The sequence below is a fragment of the Halomonas sp. DP8Y7-3 genome, from assembly GCF_019801675.1.
GTDB lineage: Bacteria > Pseudomonadota > Gammaproteobacteria > Pseudomonadales > Halomonadaceae > Halomonas > Halomonas litopenaei_A.
The window spans coordinates 644683-659810 of the sequence record NZ_JAHVIO010000009.1; the positions used below are offsets into that span (position 1 = coordinate 644683).

General features: G+C 61.7%; 13 protein-coding genes and 1 pseudogene. 13 read left to right on the forward strand and 1 reads right to left on the reverse strand.

Annotation, left to right across the window (positions count from 1 at the left end; translation table 11 throughout):
* Positions 1-6: 6 nt before the first annotated feature.
* The 6 genes from KUV86_RS12560 (at position 7) to KUV86_RS12585 (ending at position 6492) form a co-directional block, all read left to right on the forward strand.
* Positions 7-993 (forward strand): alcohol dehydrogenase catalytic domain-containing protein, encoded by a 987-nt coding sequence (locus KUV86_RS12560; protein WP_222485003.1) that lies wholly within the window; start codon positions 7-9, stop codon positions 991-993.
* Between the two features lie 336 nt (positions 994-1329).
* Positions 1330-2901: a Re/Si-specific NAD(P)(+) transhydrogenase subunit alpha gene (locus KUV86_RS12565; protein WP_222162868.1), complete on the forward strand. Its 1572-nt coding sequence runs from the start codon at positions 1330-1332 to the stop codon at positions 2899-2901.
* Between the two features lie 16 nt (positions 2902-2917).
* Positions 2918-4360, forward strand: a complete 1443-nt coding sequence (locus KUV86_RS12570) for an NAD(P)(+) transhydrogenase (Re/Si-specific) subunit beta (RefSeq protein ID WP_206940911.1) — start codon at positions 2918-2920, stop codon at positions 4358-4360.
* 214 nt (positions 4361-4574) lie between these two features.
* Positions 4575-5642 (forward strand): NAD(P)H-dependent glycerol-3-phosphate dehydrogenase, encoded by a 1068-nt coding sequence (locus KUV86_RS12575; RefSeq protein ID WP_222162869.1) that lies wholly within the window; start codon positions 4575-4577, stop codon positions 5640-5642.
* Positions 5635-6120 carry a phosphohistidine phosphatase SixA gene (sixA, locus tag KUV86_RS12580; protein WP_222485005.1) on the forward strand — a complete coding sequence of 162 codons (486 nt, stop codon included), beginning with the start codon at positions 5635-5637 and terminating at the stop codon, positions 6118-6120. Before KUV86_RS12575 ends, sixA begins: the two co-directional genes overlap by 8 nt.
* A gap of 57 nt (positions 6121-6177) precedes the next feature.
* Complete coding sequence (locus KUV86_RS12585; RefSeq protein WP_222485007.1) at positions 6178-6492, forward strand: antibiotic biosynthesis monooxygenase family protein; 315 nt, start codon at positions 6178-6180, stop codon at positions 6490-6492.
* Between the two features lie 25 nt (positions 6493-6517).
* On the opposite strand, the gene KUV86_RS12590 is transcribed toward KUV86_RS12585, so the two are convergent.
* Positions 6518-7480 carry an AEC family transporter gene (locus KUV86_RS12590; RefSeq protein ID WP_222162872.1) on the reverse strand — a complete coding sequence of 321 codons (963 nt, stop codon included), beginning with the start codon at positions 7478-7480 and terminating at the stop codon, positions 6518-6520.
* A gap of 252 nt (positions 7481-7732) precedes the next feature.
* Here KUV86_RS12590 and kdgD point away from each other — a divergent pair, with 252 nt between their 5' ends.
* The 7 genes and pseudogenes from kdgD to KUV86_RS12625 form a co-directional block, all read left to right on the forward strand.
* Entirely contained in the window at positions 7733-8650 is a 918-nt protein-coding gene (gene kdgD / locus KUV86_RS12595; protein WP_206940901.1) for a 5-dehydro-4-deoxyglucarate dehydratase, read from the forward strand.
* Positions 8651-8734: 84 nt separating this feature from the next.
* Positions 8735-9790: an ABC transporter substrate-binding protein gene (locus tag KUV86_RS12600; RefSeq protein ID WP_222485009.1), complete on the forward strand. Its 1056-nt coding sequence runs from the start codon at positions 8735-8737 to the stop codon at positions 9788-9790.
* A 101-nt stretch (positions 9791-9891) separates the two neighbouring features.
* A complete protein-coding gene (locus KUV86_RS12605; protein WP_222162874.1) occupies positions 9892-10326 on the forward strand; it encodes a tripartite tricarboxylate transporter TctB family protein in 435 nt (144 codons plus the stop codon).
* A 14-nt stretch (positions 10327-10340) separates the two neighbouring features.
* The gene (locus KUV86_RS12610) at positions 10341-11888 is read left to right on the forward strand and encodes a tripartite tricarboxylate transporter permease (protein WP_222485011.1); all 1548 of its coding nucleotides are present in this window, start codon (positions 10341-10343) and stop codon (positions 11886-11888) included.
* Complete coding sequence (gene garD / locus KUV86_RS12615) at positions 11878-13470, forward strand: galactarate dehydratase (protein ID WP_206940893.1); 1593 nt, start codon at positions 11878-11880, stop codon at positions 13468-13470. Before KUV86_RS12610 ends, garD begins: the two co-directional genes overlap by 11 nt.
* A gap of 45 nt (positions 13471-13515) precedes the next feature.
* Positions 13516-14841 (forward strand): enolase C-terminal domain-like protein, encoded by a 1326-nt coding sequence (locus KUV86_RS12620; protein WP_222485013.1) that lies wholly within the window; start codon positions 13516-13518, stop codon positions 14839-14841.
* Positions 14842-14931: 90 nt separating this feature from the next.
* Positions 14932-15128, forward strand: a pseudogene (locus KUV86_RS12625) (aldehyde dehydrogenase (NADP(+))); the annotation flags it as partial.

The following is a 15128-nucleotide window of genomic DNA, read 5'->3' on the forward strand; positions in this document are numbered from 1 at the left end:
AACAGGATGCAAGCCTTGTTCTATACCGGGCATGAGCGCATGGCGCTGCAGCAGGCGGAACCTCAGCCCCTGGCGCCGGGCGAGTCACGGGTGCAGGTTGAAGCAACTGGTATCTGCGGGTCGGACCTGCATGCTTATCATGGCCATGATCCGCGCCGTGTTCCGCCGATGATTCTGGGCCACGAGGCGGCCGGAAGGGTGGTCGAAGGTGCCTGGAAGGGGCGACGAGTCACCATGAACCCGCTGATTGTGTGCGGACATTGTCGCTACTGTCGCTCTGGGCGCCAGAATCTGTGCGAGAACCGCAGCATGATTGGCATGAACCGGCCGGGAAGCTTTGCCGAGTCGGTCACTATCGCCGACAGCAGCCTGATCGAGCTGCCTGCCACCTTGAGTGCCGAGGTAGCGGCCATGACCGAGCCCGTGGCAACGGCATTGCACGGCATTCACCGTCTTGAGCGAGTGCTCGATCGGCCGTTGGCCGAGTCCAGCGTACTGGTCATCGGTGCCGGAGCCATCGGGCTGATCACCGCACTGGTACTGCGCGGACGTGGGGTGCGCTCCCTGCGCATCGCTGACCTCAACCCACTGCGGCGCGAGACGGCGGAAAGAGCGGGGCTCGAGGCGCTGGATCCACTCTCAGCCGCGCCAGGCGAAAACTCCGTGGAGGCCGTCTTCGACTGCGTGGGGGCGGGGCCGACTCGCCAGATGGCGGTGGCCTGTACCCGTCCTGGCGGAGCGATCATGCACCTGGGGCTTCAGGATAATGCAGGCGTCACCGACACCCGTGCCATCACCCTGAAGGAGCTCAGCTTTCTGGGCGCCTACACCTACAGCCTCGAGGATCTGCATGCTGCGGTAGCGCTGTTGGACGCGTCGGCGCTGGGAGAGCTGAGCTGGGTAGAGCATCGGTCCCTCAGCGAGGGGGGCGACGCCTTCCATGCACTGGCCAATGGGCGCACCGGTGCCGCCAAGATCATCCTGCACCCCTGAGCCGTTCCGACTCGGTGCGGGGTATGCGACGAAAGTCGCATCGTGGTGATGAGGGTACCTCCCGCGGGGTAGCAGGCACTGTCGCAACAGGTGGTGTGATCACGCCACGCCGCCGAACAGGGCGGGCTTCGACGCTCGGCAGGGCATAAGCTTACACCCCGCATGCCGCCGGTTCTCTTAATGGATTCAGGTGCTTGCTTTAACGCTGCACTGCACAATTTACTGTCGTTGCCCTCTTGTGCAGACCGGCCAGTAGAGGTAACACTGGTGCAAACGACAATAACAAGAACCCATAACAAGCAATCGCTATAACGTTGGCCACATGGGAGATCCATTGTGAAGATTGGAGCACCGAGGGAACGGCACAAGGGCGAGGCGCGGGTAGCGCTGACGCCCGAAAGCGCCGGACACATTCAGAAGCTGGGGCACGAATGCCTGATCGAGACAGGCGCGGGTGAGCTGGCCGGATTCAATGATGCGGCCTATGAAGCGGCTGGCGTCACCATCGTCGACAGCATGGAGGCGGTGTTCGAGCAGGCCGATGTGGTCGTCAAGGTGAGGGAGCCTCAGCAGCAGGAATCCGATCTGCTGCGCTCTGGTCAGACGCTGATCAGCTTCTTCTGGCCGGCCCAGAACGAAGACATGCTGAACACCTGCAAGGACAAGGGCGCCAGCGTCATTGCCATGGACATGGTGCCGCGGATTTCCCGCGCCCAGAAGATGGATGCCCTGTCTTCCACGGCCAACATCGCGGGTTATCGCGCAGTGATCGAGGCGGGCAATCAGTTTGGCCGCTTCTTTACCGGCCAGGTGACTGCCGCTGGCAAGGTGCCTCCGGCCAAGGTGCTGATCATCGGTGCCGGTGTCGCGGGTCTTGCTGCCATCGGTACCGCTACCAGCCTGGGTGCCGTGGTGCGCGCGTTCGACGTCCGTCCGGAAGTGTCCGAGCAGATCGAGTCCATGGGCGCGGAATTCCTGTTTCTCGACTTCGAGGACTCCCAGGATGGCTCCGAAAGCGGTGGCTACGCTGCCCCCTCGAGCCCCGAGTTCCGCGAGAAGCAGCTGGAGCTGTTCCGGGCGCAGGCACCCGAGGTGGACATCGTCATCACCACCGCCCTGATTCCTGGACGCCCAGCGCCCAAGCTGTGGCTCGAGGATATGGTCAAGGCCATGAAGCCCGGCTCGGTGGTGGTCGACCTGGCCGCCGAGAAGGGGGGCAACTGTGACCTGACCGTGGCCGACGAGCGCGTTGTCACCGATAACGGCGTTATCGTGGTCGGTTATACCGACTTCCCGTCGCGCATGGCCACCCAGTCATCGCTGCTGTATGCCACCAACATCCGCCACATGCTGACCGACCTGACCCCGGAGAAGGACGGGCAGATCGTTCATGACATGGAAGATGATGTCATCCGTGGGGCCACCGTGACCCACCAGGGCGAGGTCACCTTTCCGCCGCCGCCGCCCAAGGTCAAGGCGATTGCTGCGGCCAAGCCCAAGCCGAAGGAAAAGGAGCCGACTCCGGAAGAGCGCAAGGCTGCTGAGCACGCTGCCTTCATGAAGCAGACCAAGAGCCAGGTCACCATGCTGGTGGTCGGCGGCGTCATCATGGGCTTGCTGGGTCTGGTGGCACCGGCCTCTTTCATGCAGCACTTCATCGTCTTCGCGCTGTCGTGTTTCGTCGGTTTCCAGGTGATCTGGAACGTCAGTCATTCTCTGCACACGCCGCTGATGGCGGTGACCAACGCGATCTCCGGGATCATTATTCTCGGCGCCGTGCTTCAGGTGGGATCCGGCAGCTGGCTGGTCGCCCTGCTGGCAGCCATCTCGGTATTGATCGCTTCCATCAACGTCGTGGGTGGCTTTCTGGTGACACGCCGGATGCTGGCCATGTTCCAGAAGTCCTGAACCGCGGAGAGACGAAATGCTAGGACAACAATTCGTAACCGCCGCGGCGATCGCGGCGAGTGTGCTGTTTATCCTTTCGCTGGGGGGACTCAGCAACCAGGAGAAGGCCAAGCGCGCGGTGTGGTATGGCATCGTCGGCATGGCGCTGGCCGTGTTTTCGGTCATGCTGGGCCCGAACATCGGCAACTATTGGCTGATGATTCCGATGATGATCATCGGTGCCGTCGTCGGCACGCTGGTGGCCAAGCGGGTCGAGATGACACAGATGCCGCAGCTGGTGGCGGCTCTTCACTCCTTCGTCGGTCTGGCGGCGGTGTTCGTCGGCTGGAACGCCGAAATGGAGCGCGCCCGAGTGCTGGATCTCAAGGCCGCAGGCGAGTCCCTCGACGGTCTGTCCGCCTTTGCTGCCACCCTGGCCCACAAGACCGCGGCGGAGCTGACCTTCCTCCAGGTCGAGGTGGTGCTGGGGGTGTTTATCGGTGCGGTAACCTTTACCGGCTCGGTGATCGCCTTTGGCAAGCTGTCCGGCAAGATCGACGGCAAGCCCAAGAAGTATCCCGGTGGCCATGCGCTTAACGCCGGTGCTGCTGCACTCTCGCTGGTACTGGCCATTGCCTACCTCAATGGTGCGGGCTTCTGGACGCTTCTGCTGATCGCTGCCCTGGCGTTCTTCATCGGCTGGCACCTGATCCTCGGGATCGGCGGTGCGGACATGCCGGTGGTGGTGTCGATGCTCAACAGCTACTCGGGCTGGGCCGCGGCCGCCATCGGCTTCACCCTGTCCAATGATCTGCTGATCGTCACCGGTGCCCTGGTCGGCTCTTCCGGTGCCATCCTCTCGTACATCATGTGCAAGGCGATGAACCGCAACTTCGTCAGCGTCATCCTGGGTGGCTTCGGTGGCACTCAGGGGCCGGCTCAGGAGATCGAGGGCGAGCAGATCGCCATTGATGCGGGCGGCGTGGGTAGTGCCCTCAATGATGCCGACAGCGTCATCATCGTACCGGGTTACGGCATGGCGGTGGCCCAGGCGCAGAATGCCGTCAGCGAGCTGGTGCGCAAGCTGCGTGCTGCCGGCAAGGAAGTGCGCTTTGGCATCCACCCGGTAGCCGGACGTCTGCCTGGCCACATGAACGTGCTGCTGGCCGAGGCCAAGGTGCCTTACGACATCGTGCTGGAGATGGACGAAATCAATGATGATTTCGCTTCTACCGATGTGGTGATCATCATTGGCTCCAACGACATCGTGAACCCGGCGGCTCAGGAAGATCCCAATAGCCCCATTGCCGGCATGCCGGTACTCAGGGTGTGGGAAGCCAAGCAGGTGTTCGTGTGCAAGCGTGGCCAGGGTACCGGCTATTCCGGTATCGAGAATCCGCTGTTCTACAAGGAAAACACGCGGATGTTCTACGGCGATGCACGAGCCAGCATTGATTCGCTGGTCCCGTTGATCGATTGATCTGAGAGGCCCCTGCTGCTTCAGGGGCCCGCCGACGCCCCTGTTGCTTAAGGGGCCCGCTGCCGCCCCTCTTTGTTTGAGGGGCCCGCCGACGCCCCTGTTGAAGGGGCGTTGTCGTTTTTCGGTATGGGGTAGGCAAGGTCTGGATGATGCGTCTCGCTGCGGGTCTATTATTCGGTACAATCCTTGTGGACTCATCGACTGCGGAGCGAGCATGACCGACAAGGACACCCGGGTAGCGGTGCTGGGAGGGGGCAGTTTTGGCACGGCGCTGGCCAGTATCGCGGCCGACAACGGCTGTCAGGTGCGCCAGTGGCTTAGGGATGCCTCGCTGGTAGACAGCATCAACCGCGATCATCGCAATCCCCGCTACTTGCCCGACTATGCCATCAATCCTCGGGTAGAGGCGTCCACGCAGCTTGAGTGGGTGCTGGAGGGCGCCTCCCTGGTGCTGGTAGCGATTCCTTCCAAGGCGTTTGCCGACGTCGTGAGACAAGCTCGCACCTTTCTGACGCCGGAGCAGATCCTGGTCAGCACCACCAAGGGCATCCAGGAAGAAGGCTTCAAGCTGATGAGCCAGATTCTCGAGGATGAGACCGGCTTTACCCACGTAGGCGTGCTGTCTGGACCCAATCTGGCATCGGAGGTGGCTCAGAAACAGCTGACCGCCACCGTGATTGCCAGCCACGACGCCGAGACCCGTGCCCGTGTTCAAGCGGTGCTTGGCTGCGACTACTTCCGTGTCTATGCCAGCAATGATCGCTATGGCGTGGAGCTTGGCGGCGCGCTGAAAAACATCTATGCCATCGCCGCCGGCATGGCCGCGGCGCTGGGCATGGGGGAAAACACCCGCAGCATGCTGATGACCCGGGCGCTGGCCGAGATGAGCCGCTTTGCGGTGTCTCAGGGGGCCAATCCCATGACGTTCCTGGGACTCGCTGGAGTGGGTGACCTGATCGTGACCTGTTCATCGGAGCTGTCGCGCAACTATCGCGTCGGCTTTGCCCTGGGCAAGGGGCAGTCCCTCGATGATGCGGTGGCATCCCTTGGCCAGGTGGCCGAAGGCGTCAATACCGTGAAGCTGGTACGTGACAAGGCCGATGCCGAAGGGGTCTACATGCCGTTGGCGGAGGGCCTGTACCAGGTGTTGTTCCGCGGTGTCCCGGCCAGAGACATGGCCAAGCTCTTGATGCGCAACGAGCAGAGCAGCGACGTCGAGTTTGTGCTTCCGCGGGAAGACGTCAAGCAGGACCGTCGTGACACGGAGGCTCGTCATGGCTGAGCTGTTGATCATGCGTCACGGTGAGGCCGCCCCTGGCTATCCTGATCACGAGCGGCGTCTGACCGAGCGCGGAGAAGATGAAGCACGTGCCATGGGTCGCTGGCTGGCTGACCGCAGCGATATCGATGTGGCGAACCTGCGGATCCTGGCGAGCCCGTTCGTCCGCGCCCAGCAGACGGCGGCGCTGGTGATGGAGATGCTACCGGGCAACATCAGCATGGATACCCTGGAGATCATCACGCCGGATGACCCGCCCGAGGCAGCGGTGGACTGGCTGACCCTCAACGCCGGTGAGGCGCCGCTGTTGCTGGTCAGCCATATGCCGCTGGTGGCATGCCTGACGGGGCTGCTGGTCGAGGGTCGAGAGCAGGCCGGAGTGGGCTTTGCCACTGCCGCGATAGTGGAGCTGGAGGCGGATATCTATGCCGCGGGCTGTGCGCGCTTGGTGTCCATGACCCACCCGGCTTCGCTTGCCTGATGTCCTTGCGTACGTCTGCCGCCTTGGGCGGCTCACTTTCTCGCCACAGGAATGACCATGAGTTTTATCGTCAACAATCGTATCTATGTCAACGAGGGTTTCGAGGCGGAGTTTGAAGAGCGCTTTCGCCTTCGAGCCGGTGAGATCGACGCGCAGCCAGGCTTCATTGCCATGCGTGTGCTGCGCCCACTCGGTAACCAGGCGCCATACGTGGTGGAAACCGAGTGGGAAAGCCAGGCCGCCTTTCGTGCCTGGGTCGGCAGCGATGACTTCAAGCGCGCCCACGCCAACCCGCTGCCCGCAGAAGCGACCCGCGAGGGCGGAGGCATCGAGCAGTTCGAGGTGGTCGAGGGCACGCAGGCCAGCCGCTAAGCCAGCCCCTGAGCCAGCTCCTGAATTAGATCAGCCCATTGATCCGCAGGATAAACACGCCTAGCGTCACGCTGATGCTGGCCATCAGGGTGGTCAAGGCAATGATGTTGGCGGTCAGCGTCTCGTCGCCGCCCATGGCCTTGGCCATGACGAAGGCGGCGGCGGCGGTGGGGCTGGCGAAGTACAGAAACAGCACGCCGAGCTCTGGCCCGCGAAACCCTGCCGCCATGGCCCCCAGGGTTGCCAAGAGGGGAATCACCACCATCTTCGCCAGGCTCGCGCTGACGGCGGTACGGTAACTGTTTTTCAGCGCTCGGGTCGAGATGGTGGCGCCGATACAGATCAGGGCCAGGGGCAGCGTCAAGGAAGCAAAGTAGTCACCGCTGGTTTCGAGCCAGGCGGGCAATTGAATGCCCAGGGCCGCCAGCGGTAATGCCGCCACCACGGCCAGGATCAGTGGGTTGGTCAGGATGTGGCGGAGGATGCTCTTCCAGTCGATGGCCCGACGCTCGCCATGCTCATCCAGCTGGTAGGCAGCCAGTACCACGACCGACAGGATGTTGTAGCTCAAGATCACCACGCTCAGCAGCAAGCTGCCCAACGACAGCCCGACATCACCGTACATGCCGGCGGCAAGCGCGAGCCCCACTACCCCGCAGTTGCCGCGGAAGGCGCCTTGCACGTAGACGCCACGCCGATGGCGCTTGACCTTGAGCGCGGCATAGCCCCAGCTGAGGATGAAGCTCGCCAAGGTGGCCAGGCCGAAATAGAGCAGCATCCAGGGGTTGAGGGTCTGGGCGATGTCGGTATGAATCAGGCTGAGGAACAGCATGACCGGCAGGGTGCCGCGGAAGACCAGCCGAGAGGCGGTGTTGACGAAGGACTGGTCGATCCAGCCCAGGCGCTTCAGGCCGATACCGATAAACACCATGGCGAATACCGGCAGGCTGATGTTCAGCGTCGAGACAAAGACGTCGAGCAGGGTCATGGGTGCGCTTGAAAGCCTCCGTGTCAGGCGCTGATTCGTCCATGAGATGTCCCACGACGGAGCTGGGTGCGCGCCTTGAACTTTGGTCTCAATCTACCATAACGCCTCTTGTCAGTCAGGACTCAAGTGTCTAGCTTGTACTTTGTATGATGTATGACTTGAGGGCGTCGAGACCCTCACGTCTCGCCATGTGAAGTGTGATGCGACAGGTGTTGCGAAGACGCAACGACATGAAGACAGGAGGACGTCCCGGTGAAATTTACCCATGCACAGGTCAAGCAGGCGATCAGCGATGGTCTGCTGTCATTTCCCGTCACCGATTTTGATGACCAGGGCCGCTTTGACGCCGACAGCTATCGTCAGCGCCTTGAGTGGTTTATCAGCCATGAGATTTCGGCGGTATTCGTGGCTGGCGGCACGGGAGAGTTCTTCAATCTCTCGATCCAGGAGTTTCGTGAGATTGTGCGTCTGGCAGTGGAAGTGGTTGACGGCAAGCTGCCGGTGATTGCCAGCGCAGGCCTCAGCGTGGCGACCGGGAGTGAATTCGCCCGCATTGCAGAAGAAGAGGGAGCCGACGGCATTCTGCTGATGCCTCCTTACCTGACCGAGTGTCCCCAGGACGGCCTGGTGGAGTATGCCGGACAGATTTGTGCGTCTACCAGCATCAGCGTGATCTACTACAACCGTGGCAATGGGGTGCTGAACCCTCAGTCGGTGAAGCGTCTGGCCGATGCCCATCCCAATCTGGTAGGGCTCAAGGACGGCAAGGGCGACATGCAGGCGCTCAACCGGGTGATCAAGACCGTCGGCGAACGCCTGGCCTACGTGGGCGGAGTGCCGACTGCCGAGATCATCGCCGAGTCTTACCTGGCCATGGGGGTGAATACCTATTCCAGTGCGGTGTTCAACTTCGTGCCGGACATGGCGGTGACCTTCTACAAGGCACTGCGCGGCGGTGATACCGACACCGTGCGCAAGATCTCCCGCGAGTTCTTCCTGCCATTCGTTGCCCTGCGTGACAACAAGGCTGGCTACGCGGTCAGCCTGATAAAGGCCGGCACCGACCTGATCGGCCGTTCGTCCGGCTCTGTGCGTGCGCCGCTCGAGATGCCGACGGCGGACGAGCGCAAGCAGCTTGAACAGCTGATCGAGCGCGCCCGTTCCTTCTGATTCTCCTGGCGGAATATCCGCCCCCGGCCCTGCTTGCAGGGCCAAGCACGAAGCCACCCACAACCATTTCAATCAGGTGACTCCATGAGCATGCCAAGACTCTCCATTACCCTGGCCACCACCGCTCTGGCGGCCTCCATGGCCCTGTCGAGCAGCGTGGCACTGGCCGCTGACGGCCCGCTGCGCGGCAACATTCGCGTGGTCATCGGCTCGAGCTCCACCGGGGGCGATACCTACCAGAATTCCGCCATCGTGGTCGACCAGCTGTCCGAGGCGCTGGACCTGAACATGAAGGTTGATGCGGTGGGTGTCAGCGCCGCCTATCGAGCCCTGGATCGTGACCCCCGTGGCAATACCCTGATGATCTTCCACGATCAGGCCTATCTGGGTAATCAGTATGGTGTCGAGGGCTACAAGGATCCGTTCGAGAACTACATCATCGGGCCGACCATCGCCATCAATCCCGGCAACGCCTACCTGGTACCGAAGGATTCGCCGTACCAAAGCCTGGACGACATCATCGAGGCGGTAGGCAGCGGCGAGACGGTACGTGTGGCCATTCAACCGGGTGGCGTCTCGGAGATCGGCTACACCGCGCTGAAGAATGCGATTCGCATCGAGCACCCCGGCAGTGAGGAGAACCTGGTAGCGGTGAACACCGGTTCCCAGGCGGATAAGAACCAGCTTTTATTTGATGACCAGGCCGACCTGATCAATGGCTCGGTGCAGGCCAACGAGCAGTACACCCGCCTGCCAGAAGATGACCAGAAGGCGATGCGCTTTGTCTGGCTGACGGCGCGTCACGACACGCTGCAGCAAGCCCATGAAGAGGGACTGGGTCAGACCGATCGCGAGACCCTGCTTCAGTTCGTCGAGCCCAACGTCGAGGTGACCATGGGCGACGCCGGGAACTTCGCCTTCGATAAGGAATTCTTCTTCCTTTACAACAAGGACATGAATCCCGAGATCGTCGAGCAGATCGACGCCACCCTGGCCGAGATCTACGCCGAGGGCGAGATCCAGGAAACCCAAAAGCAGTCGTTCTTTATCCCCGACTTCATGCCGTCCGACGAAGCCCAGGCTCACCTGCGCGAAAAGGCAGATCGTTACGCCGAGATCATCGGCAGCATCAAGCCGTGATCTGCTGACCGATCGAGAAGGGCCGGCGGCGACCCGTCGCCGGCGCCTTCACTGTCACCTCATCTTGCAAGGCTCTCCCGACAGGCCTTCACGGAGCCGCTATGGAAACCTCCCCGCTGAGTGTGTCGATCGACTTCGACTCGTCTCACCTGTTTTTTCCCACGATCATTCATTGGGCGCTGGCACTGCTGTTTGCCCTAGTCGTGGTGTTTCGTCTTGTGCCCTTTCTCGCCGCGGTCAAGCGTGGAGAGAAGACGCTGCCGATCATCGGCGAGTCCATGGATGGAGTTCGTTTCTTCGGCACGCTGGTGCTGATTGTCGGCTACTTCGCGCTGATGTCAGTGGTGGGCAACCTGTTTCCCTACACCGGCTATGGCTTCTTGTTCGTGTCCATCGTCTTTCTGTTTCTGATGTCGATGATGTACATGCATACCCGAACCCGCCGCAAGGTGATCACCGCCGCCATCAATGCCGTGGTGGCGCCATCCCTGGCCTGGCTGATCTTCGCCAAGCTGTTCTACATCACCTTGCCGTAGGGGAGCGTTGACCCATGGAAATCCTGTCCTACCTCGATATCACCTTTTTCTTGCTGGCATCGATCGGCACGCTGATTGGTATCATCTTCGGCGCCATACCCGGCATGACCGCGACCATGGCGGTGGCGGTGTGCCTGCCGCTGACCTATGCCCTCGGACTGGAGCACGGCCTGGCGCTGTTGCTTGGTCTCTATGTCGGCGGCATTTCCGGCGGCATGGTACCTGCCGTGCTGCTCAATATTCCGGGAACGCCGTCCTCCATCACCACGACGTTCGATGGTTATCCCATGGCCCAGAAGGGGCTGGGGGAAATGGCGTTGCGCGTCTGCGTGGTGTCTTCCCTGGTGGGTGGGCTGGTCAGTGCGATGGTGCTGTTCTTCTTTGCCCCGCTGCTGGCGGAATTCTCGATCAAGTTCTCCTATGTCGAGAAGTTTCTGATTATCTTGCTGGCGCTGACGGTGATTGCGTCGATGTCGAGCAACATGCTGATTGGCATCTTCAGCGGCGTTATCGGTATCTGGCTCAGTCTGATCGGTACCTACAGCCTGTCTGATGGCGGCAACGGAAAGACCCGCTTGATGTTTGATGCTCTTGAGCCCTACCTGGTGGATGGCTTCTCGCTGCTGCCGGTGTTGATCGGGATCTTTGGTATCTCGACGATCCTGCTGGAAGCGGAAAAGGGCGTGAAAAGCGGCCTGTCTGGCGCCAAGCTCGACATGGGGAAAGGCGGTGGCTTTTCCCTTGGGCTGTTCAAGGGGCGCCTTACCAACCTGACACGTTCCTCGTTTATCGGCACCTTCGTTGGCATGCTGCCGGGAGTCGGCGGCAGCGCTGCTTCGGTACTGGCCTACACCCAGGAAAAGAACCTGTCTCGGGATTCGAGCGAGATGGGCAAGGGGGCGCCCCAGGGGTTGATTGCCTCGGAATCGGCCAACAATGCACTCACCGGTGGCGCACTGATACCGCTTTTGTCCCTGGGGATTCCCGGCGACTCCACTACGGCGGTGCTGATTGGTGCCTTCACCCTTCAGGGGATCCAGGTCGGGCCGCTGTTCATTCCTGAAAACCAGGATACCTGGACGGTAATGATGATCGCGCTGGTGTTTGCCAACGTCGTCATGTTTTTCCTGATGTTCTACGCCATCAAGTACATCGCCAGGGTGGTACTGGTGCCCAAGTACATCCTGTATCCCATTATCGTGATGATGTGTGTGGTGGGCGCTTACGCGATCAACTACGGCATCATGTTCGATGTCTGGACGCTGCTGATCTTCGGCATCTTTGGCTATCTGATCGAGAAGATTGGACTGGAGGTCGCGCCGCTGATCATCGGCTTTATCCTGGGAAGCTCCGCCGAGGTCTACTTCGTCAAGAGCCTCGAGTCCTTCGGCACCTACTCCATCTTCTTTACCAAGAGCCCCATTGCGGTCGTGCTGTGGCTGTTGATCGCGGCGTCGATTGGCTTCTCCATCGTGCTCGGACTCAAGAGTCGTGCGCGCCAGAAGATGGAGCTGAGCCAGGTCACCGGCAGCACCCAGCAAGGAGATCGCCATGACGGCTAACAACCAGGTGAACCAAAGCCGTGTCATCCGCGTCCATCCCAGCGATAACGTGGCGATTGTGGTCGGCCAGGGCGGCTTGCCTGCCGGTACGCGACTGGACGACGGAGTGGTGCTTGGGGTGGATATCCCCCAAGGCCACAAGGTGGCGCTGACCGACATCGGCGAGGGCGAGCGGATCATTCGCTACAACGAGGTCATCGGCACGGCGCTGTCCGCCATTGCTCGTGGTGGCCATGTCAACGAGAACAACGTCCGCCTGCCGATCCCGCCAACCCTTGATGAACTGCCGCTGGCGACCCGTGAAGCGCCCCCCGTGGAGCCTCTGGAAGGCTATACCTTCGAAGGGTTTCGCAATCCCGATGGCAGCGTCGGCACACGCAATGTGCTGGGAATCACCACCAGCGTGCAGTGCGTGGCGGGAACGGTGGATCACGTGGTGGCCAGGATCAAGCGCGAACTGTTGCCGCGCTTTCCCCATGTCGATGACGTGGTCGGGCTCAACCACAGCTACGGCTGTGGCGTTGCCATCGGCGCGCCTGCCGCGATAGTGCCGATTCGCACGCTCAAGAACCTGGCGCGCAACCCCAATTTTGGTGGCGAGGTGATGGTCATCGGCCTGGGCTGCGAGAAGCTCCAGCCCTCGACCCTGATCGACGATGCGCCGGTCAAGATCTTCGAGCGCAGCGCCGATGCCTTGACGCACGACGAGACCAACGACGATGCCAACGTGCTTAGCCTGCAGCACGAGTCCTTCGAGGGCTTCGGCGAGATGGTCGAAGGCATCATGGAAATGGCCGAGCGTCACCTTGAACGCCTGAACCGGCGTCGTCGCGAAACCTGCCCGGTGTCCGAGCTGACGGTGGGCATGCAGTGTGGCGGCAGTGATGCGTTTTCCGGGGTGACCGCCAATCCGGCGGTAGGCTTTGCCACGGACCTGATCGTAAGGGCCGGCGGTAGTGTGATGTTCTCCGAAGTGACCGAGGTGCGTGATGCCATCCACCTGTTGACGCCGAGAGCCGTCGATCGCCAGGTCGGCCAGGCGCTGATCGACCAGATGGCTTGGTATGACGACTATCTCGCCCAAGGCCAGGCAGACCGCAGCGCCAACCCATCACCGGGCAACAAGAAAGGTGGGCTCAGTAACATCGTCGAGAAGGCGCTGGGGTCGGTGATCAAGTCCGGCAACTCCCCCATTGTGGATGTCATCGGCCCTGGCGAGCGACTGCGCAAGCGCGGCCTGACCTTTGCCGCCACTCCCGCCAGCGATTTTATCTGCGGCACCCTGCAGGCGGCGGCAGGCATGAATCTTCAGGTGTTCACCACCGGGCGTGGAACGCCCTACAACCTGGCGATGACGCCGGTGATCAAGGTGTCCACCAACTCCACGCTGGGACGGCGCTGGCACGACCTGATTGACCTGGATGCCGGGCGCATTGCCACCGGCGAGGCCAGCATCGAGGACATCGGCTGGGAGCTGTTCGAGTTGATCCTCGAGGTCGCCAGCGGCCGCCACCAGGTCGCCGCTGACCGCCTGGGACTCTACAACGACCTGGTGCTGTTCAACCCTGCGCCGGTGACCTGAGCGCTTCATCCTTTTCGATTCGAACGACCAAGAGGCCATGTATTCATGTTCCCCAAGATCACCAAGATGAACATCGTGCCGGTTGCCGGTGAAGACGGTTTTTTGCTGAACCTGAGCGGCGGACATGCGCCCTGGTTCATTCGCTGCGTGCTGGTGCTGGAAGACGCCTCAGGCAATCGCGGGGTGGGGGAGATTCCCTCCAGCGACGGTATCCTCAAGGGGCTCGAGCAGTGTCGCTCCCTGGTGGAAGGGGCCCGAGTGAACGAGGTCAAGCAGGTACTGAGCCAGGCTCGCCAGGTGCTATCTCGCAATGGCCCGGAAGAGCGCGGTCGCCAGACCTTCGACCTGAGGGTGGCAGTGCACGTGATCACCGCCATCGAGTCGGCGCTCTATGACCTGTTCGGTCAGGCACTCGGGATGCCGGTCGCGGATCTGCTGGGCCAGTACGGACGCCAGCGTGATGAGGTCGAGGCACTGGGCTATCTGTTCCTGCTGGGGGACCCAGACAAGACCGACTTGCCCTATCCCAAGGTGGCTGACCCGGTAGACGCCTGGGATGAGGTGCGCTACCAGAAGGCGATGACCCCTGAGGCGGTGGCGAATCTGGCCAAGGCGGCTTACGACCGCTACGGCTTCAAGGACTTCAAGCTGAAGGGCGGGGTGCTGCGCGGCGAAGAAGAGGCCGACTGCATCCGAGCCCTGCACGAGGCCTTCCCTGACGCACGTCTGACCCTGGACCCCAACGGCGCCTGGTCGCTGGAGGAGGCGGTACGCGTGCTTGAGCCGATCAAGGATATCCTGAGCTATGCTGAAGACCCCTGCGGTCAGGAAGGCAGCTACTCCGGGCGCGAGACCATGGCCGAGTTCAAGCGTCGTACCGGCCTTGCCACCGCGACCAACATGATCGCCACCGACTATCGCCAATTGAAGCTGGCGGTGCAGCTTAACGCGGTCGACATTCCGCTGGCGGACTGCCACTTCTGGACCATGCAGGGAGCAGTAGCGGTGGGTGAGCTGTGCCATGAGTGGGGCATGACCTGGGGCTCCCACAGCAACAACCATTTCGATATCTCGCTGGCCATGATGACCCACGTTGCGGCGGCGTGCCCCGGCAACATCACGGCCATTGATACACACTGGATCTGGCAGGACGGGCAGCGTATCACCAGGGAACCGTTCAAGATCGAGGGTGGCAAGCTGAAGGTCCCGACCACCCCTGGCCTTGGCGTCGAGATTGATGATGACAAGCTGATGGAAGCCCACCAAAAGTACCAGCGTCTGGATGTCACCAGCCGTAACGATGCCATGGCCATGCAGTATCTGATCGACGGCTGGGAGTTTGATCCCAAGCGCCCGGCCTTAGTCCGCTGATAGTGCGTTGATAGTCCGCTGATAGTCCGCTGACAGCGCGTTGATAGTCCGCTGTCAGCGCGCACGCGACCCATCACAGGAGACCTTTTCATGACTCTGCAAGGCAAGCAACTCATTGGCAGCCAGGCCCTGGCGGCCAGCGGCAAGGCCATCCATGCCATCAATCCGGCCACCGGCGAGACCCTGGAGCCCGGCTACGCCGCCGGCTCGAAGGCCGAAGTCGACCAGGCCTGCGAGCTGGCCTGGGCCGCCTTCGATCGCTATCGCGAGACCAGCCTCGAGGCCCG

What these genes read in the sequence shown, in the direction of transcription:
- KUV86_RS12560 (WP_222485003.1), top strand. Translation starts at nt 7, where the DNA reads ATGCAAGCCTTGTTCTATACCGGGCATGAGCGCATGGCGCTGCAGCAG.
- KUV86_RS12570 (WP_206940911.1), top strand. Translation starts at nt 2,918, where the DNA reads ATGCTAGGACAACAATTCGTAACCGCCGCGGCGATCGCGGCGAGTGTG.
- KUV86_RS12575 (WP_222162869.1), top strand. Translation starts at nt 4,575, where the DNA reads ATGACCGACAAGGACACCCGGGTAGCGGTGCTGGGAGGGGGCAGTTTT.
- sixA (WP_222485005.1), top strand. Translation starts at nt 5,635, where the DNA reads ATGGCTGAGCTGTTGATCATGCGTCACGGTGAGGCCGCCCCTGGCTAT.
- KUV86_RS12585 (WP_222485007.1), top strand. Translation starts at nt 6,178, where the DNA reads ATGAGTTTTATCGTCAACAATCGTATCTATGTCAACGAGGGTTTCGAG.
- KUV86_RS12590 (WP_222162872.1), bottom strand. Translation starts at nt 7,480, where the DNA reads ATGACCCTGCTCGACGTCTTTGTCTCGACGCTGAACATCAGCCTGCCG.
- KUV86_RS12600 (WP_222485009.1), top strand. Translation starts at nt 8,735, where the DNA reads ATGAGCATGCCAAGACTCTCCATTACCCTGGCCACCACCGCTCTGGCG.
- KUV86_RS12605 (WP_222162874.1), top strand. Translation starts at nt 9,892, where the DNA reads ATGGAAACCTCCCCGCTGAGTGTGTCGATCGACTTCGACTCGTCTCAC.
- KUV86_RS12610 (WP_222485011.1), top strand. Translation starts at nt 10,341, where the DNA reads ATGGAAATCCTGTCCTACCTCGATATCACCTTTTTCTTGCTGGCATCG.
- garD (WP_206940893.1), top strand. Translation starts at nt 11,878, where the DNA reads ATGACGGCTAACAACCAGGTGAACCAAAGCCGTGTCATCCGCGTCCAT.
- KUV86_RS12620 (WP_222485013.1), top strand. Translation starts at nt 13,516, where the DNA reads ATGTTCCCCAAGATCACCAAGATGAACATCGTGCCGGTTGCCGGTGAA.